This window comes from Pseudomonas urmiensis (assembly GCF_014268815.2).
Classification (GTDB): domain Bacteria; phylum Pseudomonadota; class Gammaproteobacteria; order Pseudomonadales; family Pseudomonadaceae; genus Aquipseudomonas; species Aquipseudomonas urmiensis.
On sequence record NZ_JABWRE020000001.1, the window covers coordinates 268,141 to 287,757 of the forward strand.

Genomic DNA, 19,617 nt, shown 5'->3' on the forward strand with positions numbered 1-19,617 from the left:
ATGCACGGCGAATCTCCGATCAAACGTCGCGAATCCCGGAAAATCTGGGTCGGCAATGTGCCGGTGGGCGGCGATGCGCCCATCGCGGTGCAGAGCATGACCAACACCGACACCAATGACGTCGCCGCCACGGTCGGGCAGATCCAGCGCCTGGTCGATGCTGGCGTCGACATCGTCCGTGTCTCGGTACCGGACATGGACGCCGCCGAAGCCTTCGGCCGCATCAAGCAGCTGGTCAGCGTGCCGCTGGTGGCCGATATCCACTTCGACTACAAGATCGCCCTGCGTGTGGCTGAACTGGGTGTCGACTGCCTGCGCATCAACCCTGGCAACATCGGCCGCGAAGACCGCGTACGCGCGGTGGTCGATGCTGCGCGTGATCGTGGTATCCCGATCCGCATCGGCGTCAACGCCGGCTCCCTGGAAAAGGACCTGCAGAAGAAGTACGGCGAACCGACCCCAGCCGCGCTGGTCGAGTCGGCGTTGCGCCATGTCGAGCACCTCGACCGCCTGGATTTCCAGGACTACAAGGTCAGCGTCAAGGCATCCGACGTGTTCATGGCCGTCGAAGCCTACCGCCAGCTGGCCCGGCAGATCGTCCAACCGCTGCACCTGGGCATCACCGAAGCGGGTGGCCTGCGTTCGGGGACAGTGAAATCCGCCGTCGGCATCGGTATGCTGCTGGCCGAAGGCATTGGCGATACGATTCGTATTTCCCTGGCCGCAGACCCTGTTGAAGAAGTGAAGGTCGGCTACGACATCCTCAAGTCGCTGCACCTGCGTTCGCGTGGCATCAACTTCATCGCCTGCCCGAGCTGCTCGCGGCAGAACTTCGATGTGGTCAAGACCATGAACGAGCTGGAAACGCGCCTGGAAGACCTGCTGGTGCCGTTGGATGTGGCCGTGATCGGCTGCGTGGTCAACGGCCCGGGTGAGGCCAAGGAGTCGCATGTGGGCCTGACCGGCGGTACGCCGAACCTGGTCTACATCGACGGCAAGCCTGCGCAGAAGCTGAACAATGACAACTTGGTCGATGAACTGGAAAAGCTCATCCGCCAGAAAGCGGCCGAAAAGGTCGAGGCCGATGCGGCGCTGATCGCCCGTGGCTGAAACACAGATTGGTAAGGACTTTTCGTGAGCAAATCGCTGCAAGCCATCCGTGGCATGAACGACATCCTGCCTGAGCAGTCGCCGCTGTGGCGCTACTTCGAGGGCACCGTGGCCGGCCTGCTGGATGGTTACGGCTACAGCCAGATCCGCACGCCGATCGTCGAGTTCACCGAGCTGTTCAAGCGCTCGATCGGTGAAGTCACCGACATCGTCGAAAAAGAGATGTACACCTTCGAGGACCGCAACGGCGATTCGCTGACCCTGCGTCCCGAAGGCACCGCCGCCTGTGTACGTGCAGTGCTCGAGCATGGCATCACGGGCAATGGCCAGGTGCAGAAGCTTTGGTACATCGGCCAGATGTTCCGCCACGAGCGCCCGCAGAAAGGCCGCTACCGCCAGTTCCACCAGATTGGCGTGGAAGTGTTCAACCTTGACGGCCCGGACATCGACGCCGAGCTGATCATGCTCACCTGGCGCCTGTGGGGCCAATTGGGCATCCAGGACGCAGTCAAGCTTGAACTCAATAGCCTGGGTACCAGCGAAGCCCGTGCCCGCTACCGTGACGCGCTGGTCGAGTTTCTCTCGGCGCGCCTGGAGCAGCTCGACGAAGACAGCCAGCGCCGCCTTAAAAGCAACCCGCTGCGCATCCTCGACAGCAAGGACCAAGGCACCCAAGCGGTGCTGGTCGGTGCGCCGAAGCTGGAAGATTACCTGGACGAAGAATCGCGCCTGCACTTCGAGGGCCTCAAGGCCCGCCTGGACGCTGCCGGTATCCCGTTCGTGATCAACACCAAGCTGGTGCGTGGCCTGGACTACTACAGCAAGACCGTGTTCGAGTGGGTCACCGACAAGCTCGGCGCCCAGGGCACTGTCTGTGCCGGTGGTCGCTACGATGGCCTAGTCGAGCAGATGGGCGGCAAGCCGACCCCGGGTGTGGGCTTTGCCATGGGTATCGAACGCTTGATCCTGCTGCTCGAGACACTGGGCAAGGTGCCCGAGTCGATCAGCCGCCAGATCGACCTGTACCTGTGCGCCTTTGGCGAGCAGGCGGAGCTGGCGGGCCTGAAGCTCTCCGAAACCCTGCGTGACCAAGTGCCCGGCCTGCGCCTGGCGGTCAACGCCGGTGGCGGCAGCTTCAAGAGCCAGTTCAAGAAAGCCGACAAGAGCGGCGCGCTGTTCGCCCTGATCATGGGTGACGACGAACTGGCGCAACAAGTGGTAGGTTTCAAGCCCCTGCGTGGCCAGGGCGAACAACAGAACATTGCCTGGGATGCTCTGGCCGAGCACCTGCAAGCTGCTCTCGCGCAAGCGTAAGCAGTCAAACAGCCGAATTGCTGAATAGGAGTATTGGGGTGTCGAGTACCGATGATGATGGCCTGGTTGCGGTCAAGGACTGGTGGGACCGCAACGGCAAGCCGCTGCTGACCGGCGCCCTGCTGGCTGCTGCCTTGGTAATGGGCTGGCAGGCCTGGCACAAGTACCAGAATAACCAGTCGCAGGGCGCGTCTGTGTTGTACCAGAACCTGCTGGAAACCAGCCTGACGCCAACTGGCCAACCTGATGCGGCCAAGGTCGCGGAACTGGCCGGCAAGCTCAAGAGCGAATTCGCTGGCACCGCCTATGCCCAATACGGCAGCCTGTTCGTGGCTAAAGTGGCGGTCGATAGCGGTAAGCTCGACGATGCTGCCAGCGAACTCAAGAGCGTGCTGGACAAACCGGCCGATGCCACCCTGGGCGAAATAGCGCGCCAGCGTCTGGCGCGTGTCCTGGCTGCCCAGGACAAGGCTGAAGACGCCCTCAAGCTGCTTGACGGCGATGCTGACAAAGCCTTCCAGGCCAGCCGCGAAGAGCTCAAGGGCGACCTGCTGGTACAGCTCGGTCGTGCCGGTGACGCCCACAATGCATACGAAAAAGCCAAGGCCGCGCTGTCTGATGAAGCAGCGGTCGGTGGCCTGCAACTGAAGCTGGACGACCTGGCCAAAGGGGACGCTTGACGTGATCGGTTGGAAACAAGCAGCAGTGCTGACCCTGGCCGTACTGGCCGCGGGTTGCAGCAGCAACAGCAAGAAGGAACTGCCTCCGGCCGAGCTGACCAAGTTCACCGAAGAAGTGGTGCTCAAGAAGCAGTGGAGCCGTTCGATCGGTGACGGTCAGGGTGAGACCTACAACACCCTGGTCCCGGCCATCGAGAACGACCGTATCTACGCCTCTGACGTCAACGGCTTGGTGATGGCCCTGGACCGCGTCAACGGCGACGTTGTGTGGAAGAAGGATCTGGAGCTGCCGGTTTCCGGCGCTGTCGGCGTAGGCTACGGCCTGGTCATGCTCGGCACCCTCAAAGGTGAAGTGATTGCCCTGGACAGCAGCACCGGTGAGGAGCGCTGGCGCTCCCGCGTCACCAGTGAAGTGCTGGCGCCGCCTGCCAACAACGGTGACGTTGTGGTGGTGCAGACCCAGGACGACCGCCTGATCGGCCTCGATGCCGCCACGGGTGATCGTCGCTGGATTTACGAAAGCACCCCGGCGGTACTGACCCTGCGTGGTACCGGTGCACCGATCGTGACCAATCGCCTGGCCATCGCTGGCCTGTCGACCGGTAAGGTCATTGCCGTGGATACCCAGAACGGCGTGCCTGTGTGGGAAAGCCGCGTAGCCATCCCGCAAGGCCGTTCGGAGCTGGACCGGGTAGTGGATATCGACGGCGGTCTGCTGCTGTCTGGTGGTACCCTGTACGTCAGCACCTACCAGGGCCGCGTTGCGGGCCTGGATCTGGAAAGCGGCCGGGTACTGTGGCAGCGTGATGCCTCCAGCTACGTGGGTGTCGCCCAGGGCTTTGGCAACGTTTACGTCAGCGAGGCCTCGGGTACCGTAGAAGGCGTTGACGAGCGCTCCTCCAGCGCCCTGTGGAGCAACGATTCCATGGCTCGCCGTCAGCTGTCGGCGCCGGAAGTGTTCTCCAGCTACGTCGCTGTCGGTGACTTCGAAGGCTACCTGCACCTGCTCAGCCAGGTCGATGGTCGCTTCGTTGGCCGTGAGCGTATCGACAGTGATGGTCTGCGCGCCCGCCCTCTGGTGGTCGGTGACACCATCTATGTCTTCGGCAACAGCGGCAAGCTCCAGGCACTGACCATCCGCTGAAGCTATGCTTGAGGCCTTGCCGGCCTCGAGCCGCGGCGCACGAAGCGCCGCACGAACTCCGGCCGCTGCTTCGCAGCGGCCTTTGCATTTTCAAGAATTCACGAGTGGAGAGCCGTATGGTTCCCGTAATCGCCCTGGTGGGGCGGCCGAACGTCGGCAAGTCCACCATGTTCAACCGTTTGACCAAAACCCGTGACGCCATCGTTGGCGACCTGTCGGGCCTGACCCGTGACCGCCAGTATGGCGACGCCATGTGGCAGGGTCGTTCGTACATCCTGATCGACACCGGTGGTATCACCGGTGATGAAGTCGGCATGGACGAGAAGATGGCCGAGCAGTCGCTGATGGCCATCGAAGAAGCCGATTATGTGCTGTTCCTGGTCGACGCCCGCGCCGGCATGACCGCCGCTGACCAGATGATTGCCGAGCACCTGCGCAAGCGCAACAAGTCGGCCATCCTGGTTGCCAACAAGATCGACAACATCGATGCCGATGTGGCCCGCGCCGAGTTCTCGCCGCTGGGCATGGGCAATGCGATTCCGGTGGCCGGCTCCCAGGGCCGTGGCATCAACGCCCTGATGGAGTCTGTGCTCGGCCATATTCCGCGTGACCAGGAAGAGGAAGCGCTCGACCAGGACGTGGCCCAAGGCGAAGAGGCCGTGCGCATCCCTGGCCCAAGCGAGAAGGATGGCATCAAGATCGCCATCATCGGCCGCCCTAACGTCGGCAAGTCGACCCTGGTCAACCGCATGCTCGGCGAGGAGCGTGTGGTGGTCTACGACCAGCCGGGCACCACCCGCGACAGTATCTACATCCCGTTCGAGCGCGATGGCGAGAAGTACACCTTCATTGACACCGCCGGGGTGCGTAAGCGCGGCAAGATCCATGAAGAAGTCGAGAAGTTCTCGGTGGTCAAGACGCTGCAGGCGATCAAGGACGCCAACGTGGTGATCTTCGTCATGGACGCCCGCGAAGGGGTGGTCGACCACGACCTGAACCTGCTGGGCTTTGCCCTGGAAGCTGGTCGCGCCATCGTCATCGCCCTGAACAAGTGGGATGGCATGCAGCCGGGCGAGCGTGACTACGTCAAGACTGAGCTTGAGCGCCGGCTGTTCTTCGTCGACTTCGCCGATATTCACTTCATCTCCGCGCTGCATGGCACGGGCGTGGGCAACCTGTACAAGTCGGTGCAGGCCGCGTTCAAGTCGGCGGTCACCCGTTGGCCGACCAGCCGCCTGACCCAAATCCTTGAAGACGCGGTCAGCGAGCACCAGCCGCCGCTGGTCAATGGTCGTCGGATCAAGCTGCGTTATGCCCACCTCGGTGGTGCCAACCCGCCGCTGATCGTCATCCACGGCAACCAGACCGACAAGATCCCGCGCTCGTACTCGCGTTACCTGGAAAACACCTATCGCCGGGTGCTCAAGCTGGTCGGTACGCCGATTCGCATCGAGTACAAGGGTGGCGAGAACCCGTACGAGGGTAACAAGAACACCCTCACCGACCGCCAGGTCAACAAGAAGCGCCGCTTGATGTCGCACCACAAGAAGGCCGAGAAGAAGCGCAAGGACAAGCGTAAGTAAGCTCGTTTCGCGTAATTGGGGCCGCTTTGCGGCCCATCGCGGGCAAGCCCGCTCCCACAGCAACAGCGTAGATCAGAAGTTCGCGCGGCCCTTGTGAGCGCGGGCTTGCCTGCGCAGCGGCGCCAATACATTCCCTTATTGTTTCAACCTTTTTCCTGACTGCTCGATCCGCTATGCTCGGACTCCATCCCGTGCCGGATACACCCCAGGAAAGAGGGCTCCATGATCCGCAGCAAACTGCCGAACGTCGGCACGACCATCTTCACCACCATGTCGCAACTGGCAGTCCAGACCGGTGCGCTGAACCTTTCCCAAGGCTTCCCTGACTTCAACGGCCCGCAGGCGCTGCTTGATGCCGTTGGCCGGCACGTGGCCGCCGGCCACAACCAGTACGCGCCGATGACTGGTCTGCCAGCTTTGCGCCAGCAGGTAGCAGCCAAGGTTGCCCGGCTGTACGGGGTAAAAGTCGATGCCGATCAGGAAGTGACCATCACCCCCGGCGCCACCGAGGCGATCTTCTGCGCTATCCAGGCGGTGATCCAGGCCGGTGACGAAGTGATCGTGTTCGACCCTGCCTACGACAGCTACGAGCCTTCGGTGGAGCTGGCTGGCGGACGTTGCATCCACGTTCAGCTCAGTGATGGCGATTTTCGTATCGACTGGCAGAAGTTCAGCGACGCACTGAGCCCGCGCACACGCATGGTCATCCTCAACTCGCCGCACAACCCCAGCGGCGCGCTGATCAGCCGCGAAGACCTCGACCAGCTGGCCCAGCTGATTGCCGAGCGCGACATCTACCTGGTCAGCGATGAGGTGTATGAACACCTGATCTACGATGGCGTACGCCATGCCAGTGTCCTGGCCCACGAGCAGCTCTATGCGCGCGCGTTCGTCATCAGCTCGTTCGGCAAGACCTACCATGTTACCGGTTGGAAGACCGGCTACGTGATCGCCCCGCCAGCATTGAGCGCCGAGCTGCGCAAGGTCCACCAGTACGTCAACTTCTGTGGGGTAACGCCCCTGCAATGCGCGCTGGCTGACTTCATGGCCGAGCACCCTGAGCATATCGATGAATTGCCAGGCTTCTACCAGGCCAAACGCGACATGTTCTGCAACCTATTGCAGGCCTCGCGTTTCAGCTTTACCCGTACCCCGGGTACTTATTTCCAGCTGGTGGACTATTCGCAGATCCGCCCGGACCTGAACGACGTCGACATGGCCCTGTGGCTGACCCGTGAGCACGGCGTTGCGACCATTCCGGTGTCGGTGTTCTACCAGCGACCTATCCCCGAGCAACGCCTGGTGCGCCTGTGCTTTGCCAAACGTGAGGAGACGCTGCGACAGGCGGCGGAAAAACTATGCGCGATCTGACTGCATTGCCCAATCTGAACATCGCCCTGGTGCAGACCAGCCTGGCCTGGCACGACCGCGAAGCCAACTATGCACATTTCGAGGTGTTGCTGGAGCAGGCGCGTGGCGCCGACCTGGTGATCCTGCCGGAGATGTTTACCACGGGTTTTTCCATGGAGTCCGAGGCCCTGGCCGAGCCTGAACACGGCCCGACCTATAAGTGGCTCAAGGCCCAGGCGAAGAAAATCGAGGCGGTGATCACCGGCAGTGTGATCATCCAGGCTGCCGATGGCAGCCACCGCAACCGACTGCTGTGGGCGCGCCCGGATGGCGAGATCCTGCATTACGACAAGCGCCATCTGTTCCGTATGGCAGGGGAGCACAAGCACTACACCCCGGGTGAACGTCAGGTGCAGTTCGAGCTCAAGGGCTGGCGGATTCGCCCGCTGATCTGCTACGACCTGCGCTTCCCAGTGTGGAGCCGCGATGCCCAGGATACCGACCTGTTGCTGTACACCGCGAACTGGCCGGCAGCGCGGCGCCAGCATTGGAACCGACTGTTGCCGGCGCGTGGGATCGAGAACCTGTGCTATGTGGCGGCGGTGAACCGGGTAGGCACCGATGGCAAGGGCTTTGCCTATTCCGGGGACAGCCAGGTGCTGGACTTCCAGGGTGAAAGCCTGATGAACGCCGGGGAGGCGGACGGGGTGTTTCCCGTGGTACTGCGCGCGGCGGATCTGGCGGCCTATCGCACGCGTTTTCCGGCGAACCTGGATGCCGATACCTTCGAATTGCATTGATTGAACGTATCTTTCGACAGCGCCGGCTCTATCGCGGGGCATGCAGGAGCGGCGAACCGCCGCTCCGGCACGACCTGCTCGATCGTAGGAGCGGGCTTGTCCCGCGATAGGGCCACAGGGCGCTACCTCATGCCTTGATCAATACACATCCCGCCGATACCGCCCATCCTCCACCAGCCGCTGCACCGCCTCATCGCCCAGAATGCCCTTGAGCGCCGCATCCACCCCCGCAGCCATCCCCTGCAAACTGCCGCAGACATACACACAAGCGCCGTCAGCCAACCACTGGCGCAGCGCTTGAGCCTGCTGCAGCAACACATCCTGGACATAGACTTTTTCTGCCTGATCGCGCGAAAACGCCAGGTCCAGCCGTTGCAGATCGCCGCTGTCCAGCCAGCCTTGTAGCTCATCAGCACAGAGCAGATCGTAAGCTCGATTGCGCTCACCAAACAGCAACCAGTTACGCTGCTCGCCCTCGCTGATCCGCGCCTTGAGCAAGCTGCGCAGGCCCGCCAAGCCGGTGCCGTTACCAATCAGGATCAGCGGCGCCGGTCCTTCAGGAAGGTGGAAGCCACTGTTACGGCGCAGCCGCAGACTGACGCTGCCTTGCACCGGCAGGTACTCGGTCAGCCAACCCGAACCCAACCCAAGATTGCCATCGGCATGGCGCTCCTGGCGCACGATCAGCTCCAGCACGCCGTCGCTGGCAATCGAGGCAATCGAGTATTCACGGCTGCCGATGGGCACCAGGGCATCGACCAGCGCCTGCGCATGCAGGCCCACCAGGTGTTCGCGGCTGACCGGCAGTTGCCGGCTGGCAAGCGCCTGAGCGAGGGGCTCGCTCAGACCATCGCGCTGCACCCGCGTTTCGCTGTCCAGCCCCAGGCCGCTGAGGAAGGCCTCGACCCGTGCCTGGCCGTTGCGCGGGAGGATGTCTACCAGGTCACCGGCTTGCCAGCTGGCCGGGGCCTCAGGTTGCAGGCCAATCAGATAGACCGGTTGGCCTTGGCTGCCCGGGTTGAGTCGCTCGCGACGGGTCAGCGTCCAGTTAGCGAAGCTCGGCGGCTGCCAGGCGCTGACCGGCTGCGCACCGGTCAATTGCCCCAGCGCTTGTTGCCATTGCTGCAAGGCGGCCTGATCGGCGTTGTCGACTTCGATTGCGCTGAAAGCGCTGCTGGCGCCGCGCTCGCCGAGCCAGGCTTGCAGTCGCCGGGCGAAGCCGCAGAAGTGCGGGTACTGGCGATCGCCGAGGGCGAGCAGAGCGTAGTCGAGGTGCTCCAGTGACCAGGCTTGGCCGAGCACTTTGCGTTCGAAGGCGCGGGCGCTGTCGGGCGCTTCGCCGTCGCCGAAGGTGCTGACCACGAACAAGGCCCGGCGCGCCTGGCGCAGGTCTTGTTCGCCCAATTCACCCAGGGCACGTACTTGCACGGACAAGCCGGCGGCCTGCAATTGGCCTGCGCTCTGCCAGGCCAATTGCTCGGCAAAGCCGCTCTGGCTGGCAAAGCTGATCAACCAGCTGTCAGCCGCGTTCGAAGCGTTGTCGACAGTGCCACGGGCAGCACAGACCTGGCGCTTCTTGCGGCGGCGGTCCAGGTACAGCAGCCAGCCGGTGACGAAGAACAGCGGCATGCTCAGGCTGGCGAGGGTGACGATGATGCGCCCCGGCAAGCCGAAGTAGCTGCCCACATGCAAGGCATACACGCTTTGCAGCAACTGTGCCTTGAACGACTTGTCGGCGTAGCGCTCCAGGCGCGTGATCTGGCCAGTGGCGGGGTCAAGGGTAATGGTGTTCAAGGCGCGCTCATGCGCGGCGTTTTCGAGCAGGTAGAACAGCGTCGCCGGCTGGCCCCCGGCCGGCGGCAGGCGCAGGTTGTAGGTGGTCAGGCCTGGGCCGGCGGCATCCTTGAGGTTGCTCCAGATGGCATCGTAGTCGACCACCAGGGGAGGTGCGTTATTGTCGACTTTCTGCGGGCCATGGCGGCCACGGCCTTCGCCGCGTTTGTGTTGTTCGCCGGCAGCGGGGGCATCGGCCAGCAGTCTGTTCAGGCCGTCGCGATACCACTCGTAGGACCAGAACAAGCCAGTCAGGGCGAACAGCAGGTAGAACAGTAGGCACCAGGTGCCGGCGACCGCGTGCAGGTCCCAGTTGAAGGCGCGGCCTTTCTTGGCCCAATCGAGGGTCAGCCAGGTCCGCCAGTTCAGTGCCTTGCGCGGCCAGCGCAGGTACAGGCCGGAAAGGCAGAAGAAAATCAGCAGCAGGGTGCAGGCACCGGTAATCTGCCGACCGGTGTCGCCAATGGTCAGGAACCTATGCAGGTTGAGCATCAGGTTGAAGAAGTCTTGTCCGGCGACTTCACCTTTGAGCTCGCCGGTGTAAGGATCGGCATAGCGCAGTTCACCGCGGCGTTGGCCGGGCGGCGGGGTAAAGAAGACCCGCGCGGCGTTGCCTTCGCGAGTATCGACCCACAGCATCGACACCTTGTCGCCCTGCGCGGCCTCGACCCGGCGCACCAGCTCGGCGGGCGGCAATACGCCTTCTTGGCGTACCTGAACCTTGAGCACCTCGGCGTTGAATAGGCGCAGCAGTTCTTCCTGGAACGACCAGATGGCACCGGTGGTGCCCATCAGTGCCAGCACCAGGCCAGCGGTGATGCCAAAGAACCAGTGCAATTGGAACAGCGATTTCTTCACCACATCGATCACCTTGTCTTGCCGCTCAAGTCCGCACCGCGTGCATTATGCCTTGCTACGCAAAAGCCCCGCTCACTGCAATGAACGGGGCTTGCGCTTACTTCATTATCAGAAGTGCACGCTGGTGGTCAGCAACGCCGTGCGACCGGCAGCCTGGTTGGCATAGTGCGCACCGTAGGCTTTGTCGTAGTAGACCTCGTTGGTGAGGTTCTGCACGTTCAGTTGCAAGTCGACGTTCTTGGTCAGCTTGTAGCTGGCCATAGCGTCATAGCGCCAGTAGGAATCGACCATCACGCTGTTGGTGGTGTTGCCGAACACGTCATCGACATAGAAGGCGCCACCGCCGATGGTCAGCTTGGGCGTGACATTGTAGGTAGTCCACAGGGTCAGGCTGTTGTTCGGCGTGTTGGGCAACTGATTACCGTCGTTGTAGCCGTCGATAATCGCCGTGCCGACCTTTTGCGCGCCGCCATCGACCAGCTTGGCGTCCAAGTAGGTGTAGCCAGCAAACACTTGCCAGTCGTTGGTGAGTTTACCGGTGGCGCTCAGCTCCAAACCGTCTACGCGGGTCTTACCGACGTTCTGGTAGGTATCGGCATCAACCAGCACCCGCGCGTTGTCTTTTTCGGTGCGGAAGATCGCCGCGGTCAGCGACAGTCGCTCTTGCAGCAAGTCCCACTTGGTGCCGATTTCGTAGTTGGTGGTCTCTTCGGCCTTCAGCTCGCTGCGGGTGGTGGCGGTCAGCAGCGGGTTGCCGTCCGAGCCTTCGCCGAGCCAGGCGCCCGCCGGGGTGGCGGAGGTGGCGTAGGACACATAGACGCTGCCGTTCTCGGCAGGCTTCCAGGTCAGGCCCAGTTGGCCCGTGACGAACTCGCTGGTGTCTTCGGTCTTGAAGTAGGTCAGCTTGCCCTTGGTCAGCGCACGGCTCTTGACCTTGGTGTCGAAGTGGTCGTAACGCAGGCCCATGGTCAGCAACCACTCTGGCGTCAGCTCCAGGGTATCGGTCAGGTACAGCGCACGGGTGTTGCCGGTGGTGTCGGCGCCCAGGTCGTTGCGCGTGACGCTGCCATCCCAAGGCTCATTGGGATTGGGATTGGGGAACGAGGTGCAGACACCGGAAATCTGCCCGGTGGCAGTGGAGCACTTGCCCGACGCGAAGCCGGTGACGTCATAACCGGTTTTGACCGAAGCCTCGCGGCTGAACTCGATACCGGTGGAGAAGGTGTTCTTGAAGCCACCGATGTAGACCTCACCAAACAGATCGGTCTGGTTGGTGGTGGTGCGGGTATTGGCCACGCGGTTGTTCGGGCGACGCCAGACTTCACCGTTGAGGATGTTGCCCTTGCTGTCATCCGGCTGGCTGTAGATGTAGTCCTGCAGGGTGTTGCCATGGCGCAGGGTGTTCTTGAGGGTCAGCGCGTCGCTCAGGTCGTGCTCGATGGCAATGGTGGCGATGTCGGCGCGGGTCTTGTAGAAGTCGCGGTCGACTAGGCCATAGTAATTGCTGCTGTGACCGCCGCCATGGGTCGGCTTGTCGGGGTTGGCCGAGGTGCGATTGGCCGAGCTGCCGGAGCGCAGGCTGTAAGGCACGCCCGAGTCGGGCAAATCGTCGCTTTCGACGTGGTAGTAATCCAGGTTCAGGCGGGTGTCGGTGCCCAGCCCGAATACCAGCGACGGTGCTACCCCCCAACGGTCGTAGTTGACCTCGTCGCGACCGGCCACATTGCTTTCGTGACTCATCAGGTTCAGGCGAAACGCGGCGCTGTCGAGGAACTGATAGTTGCCATCGAAGGTGTAGCGTTTGGTCTGGTCCGAACCCCAGGTGAAGGCGCCTTCGGTCGAGTTGCCCAGGTGGGCGCGCTTGCTCACCAGGTTGATGGTGCCGCCAGCCGCGCCGCGTCCGCCAATCGCCGAGTTCGGGCCTTTGGCGACTTCTACCGATTCTACGGCGAAGATCTCGCGGGTCTGCGAGCCGGTGTCGCGCACGCCATCGAGGTACATCGAGCTCTGGCTGTCGAAGCCGCGAATGAACGGCCGGTCACCCGAAGGGTTGCCGCCTTCGCCAGCGCCCATGGTGATCCCCGGCACGGTGCGCAGAGCGTCTTGCAGGTTCAGCGCGTTGGTGTCCTTGATGACCTGTTGCGGGACCACGGTGACCGAGCGGGGGATGTCCACCAACGGTGCGGTGTACTTCTGCGAGGAGACTTTGTCTGCCTTGTAGTCGGTATTAGCTTGCTCGACCTTGCCGTTGACGCTGGTCGCATCCAGGGTGACGGCAGGGCTGCCGGCAGGGTCGGCGGCATAGGCAGAGGTGGCGCTGATGGCAACGCCGATGGCGCAAGTCAGCAGACGTGGTGAGCTCACAGCAGATGGCACAGGACGCATTGTGATTGGCCTTCCCCAAGGTATGAAGGCCGCGGATGGTAATGTAAGCAAATGTAAGTAACAATTGAGAAGCGTTTCCATTCGCTACAAATTTACAATCTTTACAATTTATCCTTACGGATTTTCCGGTCTCGTACGTCATGTCCGGCAAACGGGGCTTGTGGCGAGTAAAAGGGAATCAATATCATTGCTGCCCCTCCAGCCTACGGTGCCGCCACCATGTTGCTTCACATCCCTGGCCTTTTCGAAGCTGATGAGCTGTCCCGTATTCGTGAAGCGCTGGCGCAGGCCGATTGGGCGGACGGCAAGATCACCGCGGGCTACCAGTCGGCCAAGGCCAAGCACAATCTGCAGCTGCCGGAGGCGCACCCCCTGAGCAAGGAAATCGGCGCGGCCTTGATCGAACGTCTGTGGCGCAATCCGCAATTCATGTCGGCGGCATTGCCGCACAAGGTGTTTCCCCCGCTGATCAACTGTTACCGCGAGGGTGGTAACTTCGGCTTGCACATCGATAACGCCCTGCGTCAGCCGCAAGGCAGTGCCGAGCGAATCCGCACCGACCTGTCCTCGACCTTGTTCCTCAGCGACCCCGACAGCTACGACGGTGGTGAGCTGGTGATCCACGACACCTACGGTGTGCAGCAGATCAAACTGGCAGCCGGTGATCTGGTGCTGTACCCCGGCACCAGTCTGCACAAGGTCAACCCGGTCACCCGTGGTGAGCGCCTGGCGGCGTTTTTCTGGACCCAAAGCCTGGTGCGCGAAGACAGTCAGCGGGCATTGTTGTTCGAGATGGACAACGCCATTCGCCAGCTGACCGCCGACGTGCCTGAGCATCCCTCGCTTGTGCAACTGACCGGCACCTATCACAACCTGCTGCGACGCTGGGCGCAGGTTTGAGCATGACCTACCAGGTGCGGCGCGAAAACGTGGTGGATGTGGCGGGCCTGCAAGCAATGCTCGAGCACAGCCCTAGCCAAGCTGCCCAGGCGATTTTGGCCGCGGCGGGGCAGGGCGTGGTTGAAGCGCAATTGCTGCTCGGTCAGATTCTGCTCGATGGGCGCGGCATCGAACGTGATGTCCCGCTTGCCCGGCAGTGGTTCGCGATTGCGGCGCAAGCTGGCAGCGCCATGGCGCACAACATGCTCGGGCGCTGCCTGGAGCATGGTTGGGGCGGCGAGGTGGATTTGCCGCGCGCGGCGTTGGCATATCAGGCTGCGGCCTATGCGGGCCTGGATTGGGGGATGTACAACTTGGGTAATCTGCTCGCGACCGGACGCGGTGTCGAGGAGGATCAGCCGTTGGCGCTGGCGTGCTACGAAAAGGCCGCGCACTTGGGCCACGCCAAGTCGATGAACTTGCTAGGCCGGTATCTGGAAGAGGGCATTGCCACACCCGCCAGCCCCGCGCGCGCCTTGCGTTGGTATCGGCGCTCCGCCGAGGCGGGGGATTTTCGTGGCATGTTCAGCCTGGCGATGGTGCTGGTCGAACGCGGCGATGTACTGGCGGCGGCGCCATGGCTTGAACGAGCACGCGCGCAGGGCAATATGAAGTTTCTGCGCACAGCCTTGCAGAGTTTGCAGGGGGCTGGTGCGTTGCTCGCCACCGATGTCCTGGCCTATGCCGATGAGATCCGGCGCCGAGAGTCTGCCGGGGAAAACCTACAGTCTTAAATGGGCCAGGGGCAATAGCCATGCTGTGGTGACTCATCCAACGGAGTTGCACCATGGCCAAGTCCTATATCGCCGAGAAATCCTTCATCGCTCGTCTGAATGTAGTGAACACCCAGTATACGGGGCCAGTCGGGCGCTGGGAATACAGCCCAGGCTACAACGGTAATACTTTCTGGCACGCCAGCGAGTGGCTGACCACATCGCGCCAGGATCGAGAGCCGCTGACCCTGTGGTTCGGCGCAGTGCAGCAGGCTGGCGGCGAGGATGCGTATGAGATCCGTCTGTGGACCGGTAACAACGCCCATCCGCTGTTCAACCGCCGGGTAGATGTCAGTACCAATGGATACCTTGGTCTCTATGAGCACAAGGCTACTGTGGGTCCGCTGTGGCGCCTGCAACAAGTAGGTGGATCGCAAGTTCGTATTACTACGCTGGCTGACAAAGCGATTGGTATTTACTGGGACAGGGCTGCCTGGACCACCGGACGTATGGCCAGCTATCTCTGTGTTGACGTGGCGCCGGCTGCAGTATTTGAGGTTGAGATCATCCGGATGGGCGTCGATGCGCCTCTGTAAGTTGTGACTGATGTGTCGGCGATGTAACGAGATCGCTTGCTGCGCCGTAAGCACACACCGAACTGTTCGGTGTGTGCTTTTTTTGTTTTGCAGTAAGTTGAAAATAGCAGGTTTGGTAACTGTCTAGGTGCGTCTTATTCAGCACGCAGTGCAGTAGGGAAATTGTTCAGCATTAAATGCTTTATCGCTTCGTTTCATGCTTGAGCTCACTTCTCGCCCCCACGATCATTGCCTGAATTGGTTCCTGAGAAGTGCGATTACCAGTTCAGGGTCAGGAGCATTGTCATGTCGGATAACAATCTTGTTCGCTCATTTGTCGCAGTGCTGTACCATGTGGGTGAAGAGGTTCGCCCCGTCAAGGTTATCACCAGGAGTGATCATTGGCTGCCGGGATATAATGGCCGACTGGTAACGGAGGGCGGAACGCGTTCGTTTCAAGTGAAAACCCTGGATTTTAGTTTTCAGGTGATCAGCCCATATCTGGAGAAGATGCGGACTTATATTACCTGTGCGACTGATTTCGCGGGTTTTAAAGACGACATACTTCTTTATGACGAACGTGATTATCCCTATCTCGCTTCAGACTTCTGGGAAAAGCCTGAGGACTTTGGTAAAAGCGCCCAATGGGATTTGATCTATACCGGCGAGGTGAGGGAATATGAAGGCGAACCCCGTGCAGTATTCAAACTGTGGAATGTAGCCCAGGCTAAGTTTGTCAGGCTTGTTCATTACTCGCCCTTTACGTACTTGCAGTTAACGGCGAGTGAAAACGCCTCGCACTTTATGTTCAAGGCTATCAAAGACGTAAAGTATCGCTAAGGTAGCAATGAGTGGCCTTGCAGTTTCCTTCAGCCTCGGTTTGAGGAGCGCACGGTCCGGTAACTGCCTGGGCGCGGGTCTTCACCCGCGCCCAGGTTCGTTTCAGAGGTAGTAGGCCTTCAGCGGCGGGAATCCATTGAATTCCACAGCGCTGTAGCTGGTGGTGTAGGCACCGGTCGACAGCCAGTACATGCGATCACCAATGGCCAGGTTCAGCGGCAGGCCATACTTGTAGTGCTCATACATGATGTCGGCGCTGTCGCAGGTCGGGCCGGCGATGACCACTTCTTCCATCTCGCCCTTCTTCTCGGTCCAGATCGGGAACTTGATCGACTCGTCCATGGTTTCGATCAGGCCAGAGAATTTGCCCACATCGGTGTATACCCAGCGCTCGACGGCGGTGCGCGATTTTCGCGCGACCAGTACCACTTCGCTGACCAGGATGCCGGCGTTGGCGATCAGCGAACGGCCCGGCTCGAGGATGATTTCCGGCAGGTCGTCACCGAAGTCTTCCTTGAGGAAGCGGATGATCTCTTCTGCGTAGGTTTCCAGGCTGTTGGTACGGGTGATGTAGTTGGCCGGGAAGCCGCCACCCATGTTGATCAGCTTGAGGACGATGCCGTCTTCTTCCTTCAAGCGCTCGAAGATCACTTTGACCTTGGCGATAGCGGCGTCCCACACGCTGATATCGCGCTGCTGGGAGCCGACGTGGAAGGAGATGCCGTATGGCACCAGGCCCAGGTCGCGGGCGAGGATCAGCAGGTCCATGGCCATGTCGGTCTGGCAGCCGAATTTGCGCGACAGCGGCCAGTCGGCAGTGGTCGAACCCTCGGTGAGGATACGCACGTAAACCTTCGAACCCGGGGCGGCCTTGGCGATGTTGCGCAGGTCGGCTTCCGAATCGGTGGCGAACAGGCGCACGCCCTTCTCGAAGAAGTAGCGGATGTCCTTGGATTTCTTGATGGTGTTGCCGTAGCTGATGCGATCGGCGCTGACACCCTGGCCCATGACCTTGTCCAGCTCGTAGATCGAGGCGATGTCGAAGTTCGAGCCTTTGTCTTTGAGCAGGTCGATGATCTCCACGGCTGGGTTGGCCTTGACCGCGTAGTAGACCTTGGCGAACTCGAAACCGGCGCGCAGGTCGTCATAGGCCTGGCTGATCATCTGGGTGTCGATGAGTACGAACGGGGTTTCTTGCTTGTCGGCGAACGCCTTCATCTTCTGGAAGGTGTCGCGTGCGAAATAGTCTTCGACTTGGATCGACATGCTCAGGGACTCCATGGGCAAACTGAAAAAGAAAGTGGCTGCAAACTGAACGCCCTCCGTATCCCCACTTTGGTTCGCCTACTTCCCAAGGCATGTCGCCGAAAGCAAAAAGGTCAACCGTGCCCAGGTAGGGAGCTGCGGATGACCTTGCTGTCTCGTCGTCAGTACTTGAGCCGGATGGATCGTTTCCAGCATGGACGTTCGGCGCGCACTTTAGGGCGTGAACCAGGCAAGATCAACAGGCAATCCCGACGTGTTCGTCGTGGATCGACGAGCAGTCACTTGAATAACCGACTCGTATGACCGGCAGATGTTCCCTGAGGGCTTTGCAGCGTTAAATATTGTGGAATAGCGCGCTGGCTTGTTCGCAGGCAAGCCCGTTCCCACCGGGCTCGCGGCGATCTGCCAATGTGCCTATAGCAGGGGAATGCAAGAGTGGGCTTAGCCACGAAAAGAGCCAGGCGGTCTCTCGGCGATCACCGCTTGATCTTGTGTAGGCAAGGGCCAAGTGTTCATATTTATGGCCACATAAAGCGCGCGGCTTTAGCGATGAAATTCGCCATAAATTTTTTGTTACCGAGGCCTTTGACAGACGTTTGGTCGGCTTGGCTAAACGTCGATTGCCGGCTTTGATGAGAAACATTACTATTCGCGACCTCATCTTGCCTCCCTGACGACCTTGATCGTGTCCGGACATAAAGGCTTTCTCGACCATTACCATGAGCTGATCGGCACCTGGACGCGCAAGCTGCGCAATCGCCAGCAGGCCGAAGATCTCACCCATGATGCCTTTGTCCGGGTTCTGGAAAACCCGCGCGAGCAGGTCGAGCAGCCGCGTGCCTATTTGCACCAGACCGCGCGCAACATTGCCGTGGACGGCTTTCGCCGCGAGGATCGCCGCCAGGCCATGGCGCATGACGTGTTCGACGACGGCGCCGCTGCCAACGGCGACCCTGAGGCCTACGTGCATGCCCTGGAGCTGGCCGCTAGCGTCGAGCGCGCGTTGGCTGAACTGCCGCTCAATTGCCGGCGAGTATTCATCTGGCAGAAAATCGAGGGTCTGAGTCAGGCGGAGATTGCCGAGCGCATGGGTTTGACCAAGAACATGGTCGAAAAGTATATGATCCGCACGCTCCGACATCTGCGTGAGCACCTGGATGTGTCGACCAGATGAGTCAGGAGGCCCTTTCGATGAAACAGCACGGCGCTGATCCGGTAGCCGAGCAGGCGGCGCAATGGTTCGCCCGCGTGCAGGATGCGCAGCACGACGCCGGCCTGCAGGCGCAACTGCGCCAGTGGCTCGAGGCTGACCCGCGTCACCGTGCCGAGTACGAGTTGCTTGGTCAGTTGTGGCTGGCCGCTGACCTGATTCCCGGTCAACGCCTGGAGGCCCTGTGCCAGCCCGACCCGGTTCGCCAGCTGCCGCGGCGGCGCTTGTTGCGCCTGGCGTTGGCTGCCAGCGTGGCGGTGGTGGCGCTGGGGCTGGGCTGGAGCGGCTGGCACTACCAACGGCTCAATACCCACGAGCATTACCAGACCGCATTGGGTGAGCGGCGCCAGCTCGAGCTGCCGGATGGTTCGCGCTTGGAGCTCAATGGCAGCACGCACTTGAAGGTCGAGTTCAGCCCAGCTGAGCGCCACGTGGTACTGGACGCTGGTGAGGCTATGTTCACCGTAGCTCATGACACTGCCCGGCCGTTTGTGGTGCAGACCAGCCAAGGCAGCGTCACCGTCACCGGCACCCGCTTCGACGTACGCCTGGATCCACAGCGCACAAGGGTCGCGGTGGAGCAGGGCTCGGTGCGCGTGCAGGGTACAGGCCAGTCACTGGCCCTGCTCTCGGCCGGCCAAGGTTCGCACATCGATGCCCAGGGTTCGGTCGCCGCGCCTTATGCGATCGACGCTGGCGCACTGACTGCCTGGCGCCAAGGCAAGCTGGTGTTCGACAACGCCACCTTGGCGCAGGTGGTCAGCGAGGTGTCCCGTTATCGCGCCCAGCCGTTGCGGGTAACCCCTGGCAAAGTGGCCAATCTGCGTCTCTCCAGTACCTTCAGCATTGACGATCCCGACGCTCTGCTGCGGGCCTTGCCGAGTATTCTGCCGGTGGCCATCAAGACCCATGACGATGGCTCCAGTGAAATAATCGCAAAATAGATTCAGGTTTTTTTTCGCCCGTTCGTCTTCCCCGCCAGCTGCAACTGCCAAGCATTTACATTTGCGTGCAGTT

At 61.3% G+C, this 19,617-nt stretch carries 16 protein-coding genes; 13 read left to right on the forward strand and 3 right to left on the reverse strand.

Annotation, left to right across the window (positions count from 1 at the left end; all coding sequences use genetic code 11):
• The 7 genes from ispG (at position 1) to HU737_RS01215 (ending at position 7,981) form a co-directional block, all read left to right on the forward strand.
• Complete coding sequence (ispG, locus tag HU737_RS01185; RefSeq protein WP_186554082.1) at positions 1 to 1,110, forward strand: flavodoxin-dependent (E)-4-hydroxy-3-methylbut-2-enyl-diphosphate synthase; 1,110 nt, start codon at positions 1 to 3, stop codon at positions 1,108 to 1,110.
• A 24-nt stretch (positions 1,111 to 1,134) separates the two neighbouring features.
• Entirely contained in the window at positions 1,135 to 2,424 is a 1,290-nt protein-coding gene (hisS, locus tag HU737_RS01190; protein WP_186554081.1) for a histidine--tRNA ligase, read from the forward strand.
• Between the two features lie 38 nt (positions 2,425 to 2,462).
• On the forward strand, positions 2,463 to 3,104 hold the full coding sequence (locus HU737_RS01195; protein ID WP_186554080.1) for a tetratricopeptide repeat protein: 642 nt from the start codon (positions 2,463 to 2,465) through the stop codon (positions 3,102 to 3,104).
• 1 nt (position 3,105) lies between these two features.
• A complete protein-coding gene (gene bamB, locus HU737_RS01200; protein WP_186554079.1) occupies positions 3,106 to 4,248 on the forward strand; it encodes an outer membrane protein assembly factor BamB in 1,143 nt (380 codons plus the stop codon).
• Between the two features lie 116 nt (positions 4,249 to 4,364).
• Entirely contained in the window at positions 4,365 to 5,831 is a 1,467-nt protein-coding gene (der, locus tag HU737_RS01205; RefSeq protein ID WP_186554078.1) for a ribosome biogenesis GTPase Der, read from the forward strand.
• Between the two features lie 222 nt (positions 5,832 to 6,053).
• Positions 6,054 to 7,202, forward strand: coding sequence for a pyridoxal phosphate-dependent aminotransferase (locus HU737_RS01210; protein WP_186554077.1), 1,149 nt, complete (start codon positions 6,054 to 6,056; stop codon positions 7,200 to 7,202).
• The gene (locus HU737_RS01215) at positions 7,190 to 7,981 is read left to right on the forward strand and encodes an amidohydrolase (RefSeq protein WP_186554076.1); all 792 of its coding nucleotides are present in this window, start codon (positions 7,190 to 7,192) and stop codon (positions 7,979 to 7,981) included. The genes HU737_RS01210 and HU737_RS01215 overlap by 13 nt, the downstream gene beginning before the upstream one ends.
• Positions 7,982 to 8,119: 138 nt before the next feature.
• On the opposite strand, the gene HU737_RS01220 is transcribed toward HU737_RS01215, so the two are convergent.
• Both HU737_RS01220 and HU737_RS01225 read right to left on the reverse strand, forming a co-directional pair.
• Positions 8,120 to 10,675: a PepSY domain-containing protein gene (locus tag HU737_RS01220; protein ID WP_186554075.1), complete on the reverse strand. Its 2,556-nt coding sequence runs from the start codon at positions 10,673 to 10,675 to the stop codon at positions 8,120 to 8,122.
• A gap of 105 nt (positions 10,676 to 10,780) precedes the next feature.
• Positions 10,781 to 13,057 (reverse strand): TonB-dependent receptor, encoded by a 2,277-nt coding sequence (locus HU737_RS01225; protein WP_186554074.1) that lies wholly within the window; start codon positions 13,055 to 13,057, stop codon positions 10,781 to 10,783.
• A 219-nt stretch (positions 13,058 to 13,276) separates the two neighbouring features.
• Here HU737_RS01225 and HU737_RS01230 point away from each other — a divergent pair, with 219 nt between their 5' ends.
• From HU737_RS01230 to HU737_RS01245, 4 genes are all read left to right on the forward strand, one after another.
• On the forward strand, positions 13,277 to 13,957 hold the full coding sequence (locus HU737_RS01230; protein WP_186554073.1) for a Fe2+-dependent dioxygenase: 681 nt from the start codon (positions 13,277 to 13,279) through the stop codon (positions 13,955 to 13,957).
• A 2-nt stretch (positions 13,958 to 13,959) separates the two neighbouring features.
• Positions 13,960 to 14,730, forward strand: a complete 771-nt coding sequence (locus tag HU737_RS01235) for a tetratricopeptide repeat protein (RefSeq protein ID WP_186554072.1) — start codon at positions 13,960 to 13,962, stop codon at positions 14,728 to 14,730.
• Positions 14,731 to 14,783: 53 nt separating this feature from the next.
• Positions 14,784 to 15,305 carry a hypothetical protein gene (locus tag HU737_RS01240; RefSeq protein WP_186554071.1) on the forward strand — a complete coding sequence of 174 codons (522 nt, stop codon included), beginning with the start codon at positions 14,784 to 14,786 and terminating at the stop codon, positions 15,303 to 15,305.
• Positions 15,306 to 15,590: 285 nt separating this feature from the next.
• On the forward strand, positions 15,591 to 16,124 hold the full coding sequence (locus HU737_RS01245; protein WP_186554070.1) for a hypothetical protein: 534 nt from the start codon (positions 15,591 to 15,593) through the stop codon (positions 16,122 to 16,124).
• Positions 16,125 to 16,226: 102 nt separating this feature from the next.
• Here the strand turns inward: HU737_RS01245 and HU737_RS01250 are convergent, their stop codons facing one another.
• Positions 16,227 to 17,390 carry a type III PLP-dependent enzyme gene (locus HU737_RS01250; protein WP_186554069.1) on the reverse strand — a complete coding sequence of 388 codons (1,164 nt, stop codon included), beginning with the start codon at positions 17,388 to 17,390 and terminating at the stop codon, positions 16,227 to 16,229.
• Positions 17,391 to 18,075: 685 nt separating this feature from the next.
• Here HU737_RS01250 and HU737_RS01255 point away from each other — a divergent pair.
• Both HU737_RS01255 and HU737_RS01260 read left to right on the forward strand, forming a co-directional pair.
• Entirely contained in the window at positions 18,076 to 18,564 is a 489-nt protein-coding gene (locus tag HU737_RS01255; protein ID WP_186554068.1) for a sigma-70 family RNA polymerase sigma factor, read from the forward strand.
• Between the two features lie 17 nt (positions 18,565 to 18,581).
• Entirely contained in the window at positions 18,582 to 19,544 is a 963-nt protein-coding gene (locus HU737_RS01260) for a FecR family protein (RefSeq protein WP_186554067.1), read from the forward strand.
• Positions 19,545 to 19,617 lie beyond the last annotated feature (73 nt).